The organism is Mycobacterium sp. (assembly GCF_036488105.1).
Lineage (GTDB): Bacteria > Actinomycetota > Actinomycetes > Mycobacteriales > Mycobacteriaceae > Mycobacterium.
The window spans coordinates 1-4,947 of record NZ_DASXHW010000321.1; the positions used below are offsets into that span (position 1 = coordinate 1).

7 protein-coding genes are annotated in these 4,947 nt (G+C 62.8%); 3 read left to right on the forward strand and 4 right to left on the reverse strand.

The window, feature by feature from the left end:
- Positions 1–16 precede the first annotated feature (16 nt).
- Positions 17–136: a hypothetical protein gene (locus tag VGH54_RS17060; protein ID WP_331513263.1), complete on the forward strand. Its 120-nt coding sequence runs from the start codon at positions 17–19 to the stop codon at positions 134–136.
- 30 nt (positions 137–166) lie between these two features.
- On the opposite strand, the gene VGH54_RS17065 is transcribed toward VGH54_RS17060, so the two are convergent.
- The 4 genes from VGH54_RS17065 to VGH54_RS17080 all read right to left on the reverse strand — a co-directional run bounded on the left by VGH54_RS17065 (position 167) and on the right by VGH54_RS17080 (position 3,923).
- On the reverse strand, positions 167–1,417 hold the full coding sequence (locus tag VGH54_RS17065) for a YibE/F family protein (protein ID WP_331513257.1): 1,251 nt from the start codon (positions 1,415–1,417) through the stop codon (positions 167–169).
- Between the two features lie 64 nt (positions 1,418–1,481).
- The gene (locus tag VGH54_RS17070; protein WP_331513259.1) at positions 1,482–2,360 is read right to left on the reverse strand and encodes a metal ABC transporter permease; all 879 of its coding nucleotides are present in this window, start codon (positions 2,358–2,360) and stop codon (positions 1,482–1,484) included.
- Entirely contained in the window at positions 2,357–3,145 is a 789-nt protein-coding gene (locus VGH54_RS17075; protein ID WP_331513261.1) for a metal ABC transporter ATP-binding protein, read from the reverse strand. Before VGH54_RS17075 ends, VGH54_RS17070 begins: the two co-directional genes overlap by 4 nt.
- Positions 3,132–3,923 (reverse strand): metal ABC transporter solute-binding protein, Zn/Mn family, encoded by a 792-nt coding sequence (locus tag VGH54_RS17080; RefSeq protein WP_414688733.1) that lies wholly within the window; start codon positions 3,921–3,923, stop codon positions 3,132–3,134. The genes VGH54_RS17075 and VGH54_RS17080 overlap by 14 nt, the downstream gene beginning before the upstream one ends.
- Before the next feature lie 550 nt (positions 3,924–4,473).
- On the opposite strand from VGH54_RS17080, the gene VGH54_RS17085 reads away from it, so the two are divergent.
- Both VGH54_RS17085 and VGH54_RS17090 read left to right on the forward strand, forming a co-directional pair.
- Complete coding sequence (locus VGH54_RS17085) at positions 4,474–4,767, forward strand: WXG100 family type VII secretion target (protein ID WP_331510652.1); 294 nt, start codon at positions 4,474–4,476, stop codon at positions 4,765–4,767.
- Between the two features lie 31 nt (positions 4,768–4,798).
- Positions 4,799–4,947, forward strand: a 149-nt coding sequence (locus VGH54_RS17090; protein ID WP_331513264.1) for a WXG100 family type VII secretion target, incomplete at its 3' end; no start/stop codon positions are given.

Genomic DNA, 4,947 nt, shown 5'->3' on the forward strand with positions numbered 1-4,947 from the left:
TGAGCAGGCGGCGGGGTTGGCCACGCTTCACGGCGATGAGTTCGGCGCCGGCCCGACGATGCCGATGGTGCCGGGCACCTGGGGTGCAGACCCCGAGGCGCTTGGCGATTCCGGCGACGGGCGTGATCAAACCTGACGACCTCCTCGTCGAAACTGTGACCAGTCGCTAAGAGTGGGCGGTGCCATACCGGGACGTCGGGGTAGCCAGTATTGCGGCGATAGCGGTGGTCAGCGGCACCGACAAGGCTAGTGCGATGCCGCCGACGGCGGAGCGGGCAATCTCGATGGCAACGCTCTCGCTGGTCAGCACGTCGCTCAGAGAGCGGTTGGCGACACTGAACAACAGCAGCAATGGCAGCGCGCTGCCGGCGTAGGCCAGCACCAGCGTGTACACCGTGCTGGCGATGTGGTCGCGCCCCACCCGCATCGCTGCGCCGAAAATCACCCGCCGAGAGGTGCCGTCGCTGAGCTTTGCCAGTTCGAACACCGTCGACGCCTGGGTGACGGTGACGTCGTTCAGCACGCCGAGGGAGCCAATGATGAAGCCGGCCAGCAGCAGCCCGGTGATCGACACATGTCCGAGGTAGGCTGACACTTCAGCGTTCTGGTCTTCCGACAGTCCGGTCAGGTGCGCGAGTTGGATTGCCCCCGAGGAGAATACGGCCGCCAGTAGCAGGGAGGTCAGCGTGCCCAGCAGCGCCGCACTGGTCTGCAGGCTTACGCCGTGCGCCAGGTAGATGACCGCATACAAGATTGCTGCGGACGCGATCAGTGCCACCGGGATGGCCGGCGCGCCGTCGCGCAGGGCGGGCAGCAGGAAAACCACCAGCACAACAAATGCCGCGACGATGCCCAACAACGCCCTCAGGCCGCGCCAGCGCGCGACCGCGACGATCATCACAGCGAAGGTGGCTGCCAGCGCGATCAGGGCCCAGGTCCGCTCAAAGTCGTAGAACGCGTAGCTGGTAACGCCGCCCTGGCCAACTTGGCGGCTGAGGCGGACGTGGTCGCCGGCGGCAAGGTGCGGCTGGCCCGGTCCGGGGCTGAATTCCAGGAGGGTGTTCGCCCCGCTGTTCGGACCCGAGTCGATGCCGATCAGGTCTAGCGCGCAGTGCCCGCCGCCCGCAGGCGCCGGCGCAGCGGGAGCGATAAGCACGGTGCCCGCCGATGGACTTCCGCAGGTAGCGATCTCGCTGGATAGCACATGCCCGGCTTCGGTGGTGACCGCGCCGCCCGTCGCGTTCTGGAACGGCATCGGGATGTCAACCTTTTGCGTGTGAGGCCATAGGATCACTGTGCCGGCGATCACGGCGATGCCTACAACGGCCAGCAATCCGACGACCGCCTTGGCGGCCAGTGGGCCTAGCGGGGCTGGACCACCAGGCAGCGCATGGGAATGCGAGTGCGAATGGGTCACCCGGTCACCGCTTGGGAGTTGCTGGCCACAAGGCTCCGCGATTTCGGCGGGGGCGGTACATTGTTCAATGTGGCGCACGCCCGTTGTGAAATGTCCTGACGGGCAACCGAATGGGGTGACTCGCCAGCTGCACGACGAACCAGACCATGCAGGCGATAGCCACGATGACAAAGCTCGGCGGCATGTTGAACATGGCCGACAGCCCGAGTCCTGCCCAGACTGAGGCAACGCTGATGGCCGTCGAGAGGAACATCGCGATCAAGGGCCTGGCTGTCAGCCTGATGGCGGTCGCGGCGGGCGTCACGAGAAGAGCAAAAAGTAGCAAGGTTCCGACGACTTGAACCGCCATCGTCACCGCGAGCCCGAGCAGCGCCATGAAGATGATCGATAACCACTGCACTGGAACACCTTTGGCCTGCGCGACCAGTGGGTTGACCGACGCGAACAATAACGGGCGATAAACGAAGCCCACGCAGAGCCCGAGCAGTATCAGCAAGCCGGCAAACGTTATCAGCTGGACGTGCGAGATGGCCAGGAGATTCCCGAACAGAACGTTGGTCATCGTGCTGGCGTTTTTGGTTGCGAGAGAAGAGAAGAGGAGTCCCAAGCCTATCGCCATCGCCAAGACGGTCCCGGTCGCGACGTCGCGGTCGCCGACCCTTTTACCGAGCGCGCCAATGACGAGTGCACCGCCTACGCAAAAGGCGCCGAGGCCCAAACCGACGGGCAGACCAATCAACACCGCACCTGTCGCCCCCGGCAGACCAATATGCGCCACAGCGTGCGCGGCAAACGCGGCATTGCGGATCACGATGAAAAAGCCGAGCAGACCCGCGACCAGAGCCACGATCGTGCCGCCCAGCAGGGCATCCCGCATGAAGGGTGAAATCAATATGGGCCACCAATTGTCCTGGTACCCGATGGCAAGCCACCGGACTGTCATACAACGCTCCGCATATAAAGCCCGCCTTGGGAAGTGTGGGCGACTTCGATCGGCGTGCCGTAGATGTCGCCGAGCAATTCTTCCTCGACAACGCCATCGATGGCGTTGTAGTGCGGATGTCCGTCGAGTAGATAGATCGCACCATCGAGGACGCTCAGGAAAGGATTCAGGTCATGTGTGACTACGAGGATCGTGACGCCCAGGTTTTCATGCAGGCCGCAGAGCAGTCTCACGATTTCGCGCTGAGTACCGAGGTCCAGGGATGCCAGGGGCTCGTCCAAGATCAGCAGCTTTGGCCGTGCGACGAGCGCCGCGGCGATCGCCACCCGCTGACGTTGGCCGCCGGAGAGTCGGGAGAGGCGCTTGCCGGCGAGTTCGGCAATTTGAACAGACCGTAAGGCCTCGTCGACGCGGCGGCGTTGCGAGGCGGTGACGCGCCTGAGTGCGTAATGATCGCCGTTCAGCCCAAGCATTACCGCGTCGACGACGCGGATCGCCTCATCAGAGCGCGAGACGTAGTTCTGTGGAACGTAGCCGATGGAATTGTTTTCCCCACCCGGACGCTTTCCGAATACTCGGACATTGCCGGCGGCAACCCGCACGAGTCCCAAGATCACTTCAACCAGGGTCGTTTTGCCGGCTCCGTTAGCGCCGATGACCGCGACGATGCCGCCCGGCGGCACCTCGAAAGTTCCCTGTGACCAGATCAGCCGTCCGTCCCGCACCACGCTGACATCCTCGAAGACCAGGGCCGCGCTATCGACCACGTTGCTACGCAGGGACATTGAGCGCCCTGGCCAGTGCCGTGAGTTGGTCTATTTGCCAACTCTGGAACGATTTGTCCCGGGCTGCCACCGTCTCGCTAGCATCGACTACCGGCACACCGGACTCTTGCGCAGCCGTTCGGATCTGATCCGGCAGTGGCCCCTCGGTCTGTGGATTCAAGACGAGCACATCGATCTGACGGTTTCGCAGCTCCGTGCGGAAGGCGTTGAGATCACCTGGAGACGGATCCGTCTGGTTCGCCACGGCCCGCCGATAGCCCGCCGGTGTCTTGTCGATAAGGCCCAGGGCGTTAGCCATGTAGCTGAAGATGCCCTCGGTGGCGGCATACGACTTGCCCGATGAAGCTGCTTTGATCTTGGCGATCAGAGCGTTATAGGGCTTGAGGTCGGTGGTGAATGTTGTTCGCTGGGTGGCGAAATAGCCTGCAGCCGAAGGAGATAACCGAGTCAGCTCCGAAGTCACCACGTCGGCGACGGCGGTGACCGCCGACGGGCTGTACCACAAGTGTGGGTTGGCGCCGTCCGGGGTCTCGGTGACAGCGGCGGCACTGATCAAAGGAACTTTGGGCACCGTGGTCGCCGCCAGTTTCGAGGCCCACGGATCGTAATCCGCCCCATTCACCACAACGAGTTGCGAGCCGGAGAAGTAGGACGCGTCCGCCGGCGAGGGCTCGTAGTCGTGCGGGTCAACCGATGAGCTCACCAGAACGGTTTTCACCTTCGCGCAGTTTCCGCCGAGTGTCCCGACGATGTCGCCCCACTGATCCACGCTGACCACCACGTTGACCGGCGCGACCGGGCACAGCCCGGCCGCAGATACGCCGGTATGAGTCGAAGAATCGGTGTCGGTGCACCCCGCGAGGCCCGGTACGAACCCAAGAATCAGGCTGGTGGCTAAGCGCAATTCACGAAGCCGCGAAGCAGATAAACCGAAAACGATAACCATTGTCGATGAGGATACGACAGGTCTGTCGATCGGTCCGCGCGACTCGAGTCCCCGCGCGGTGTTGACTGGGGATCGGCTGGGCGACGACAGGTCGAGACGACGCCACTGATGTCGACCAACCTTGCCGAAGCTAAATATTACGGTAGACGGCTTATCATGGTAATGATAATCTTTTTCATCTAGCATCTGTGCAAAGCTAGTTCGGCGGGCACATTAAACGGGGTGGCGTGGAACGCGTTGACATCGGGGTGTTTTCGGCTCCGATGGCTCGGCGGTGGATCGACTACTATGCAATTGGTCAAGCCGCTGGTCAGGGCTGTAGCGCAAGTTCAGGCGTCAAAGCTGGAGCACATCAATCGCAATCGATGAGAAAGGTACTTCCATGAGTTTGTTGGATGCTCATATTCCGCAGTTGGTGGCGTCGCAGTCGGCGTTTGGCGCCAAGGCGGGGTTGATGCGCTCGACGATTGGTCAGGCCGAGCAGGAAGCGATGTCGTCGCAGGCGTTTTTCGCCGGTGATGGTGCGGCGGCGTTTCAGGCTGCGCATGCCCGGTTTGTGGCGGCGGCGGCAAAGGTGAATTCGCTGCTGGATATCGCGCAGGCCAACCTTGGGGATGCCGCGGGCACCTATGTGGCCGCTGACAGTGCTGCGGCGAGCAGCTACCCCGGCTTCTGACCCGATTACGGCTTGAGGAAAGGGATTTGTGATGTCGCAGATCATGTACAACTACCCGGCGATGCTGGCACACGCGGCCGACATGGCCGGCTATGCCGGCACGCTGCAGAGCTTGGGCGCCGATATCTCCAGCGAGCAGGCCGCGTTGCAGGCCGGTTGGCAGGGTGACACCGGGATGAG

Excerpts from the sequence above, each read along its gene's own strand:
- VGH54_RS17070 (WP_331513259.1), bottom strand. The coding sequence starts at position 2,360 with ATGACAGTCCGGTGGCTTGCCATCGGGTACCAGGACAATTGGTGGCCC.
- VGH54_RS17075 (WP_331513261.1), bottom strand. The coding sequence starts at position 3,145 with ATGTCCCTGCGTAGCAACGTGGTCGATAGCGCGGCCCTGGTCTTCGAG.
- VGH54_RS17085 (WP_331510652.1), top strand. The coding sequence starts at position 4,474 with ATGAGTTTGTTGGATGCTCATATTCCGCAGTTGGTGGCGTCGCAGTCG.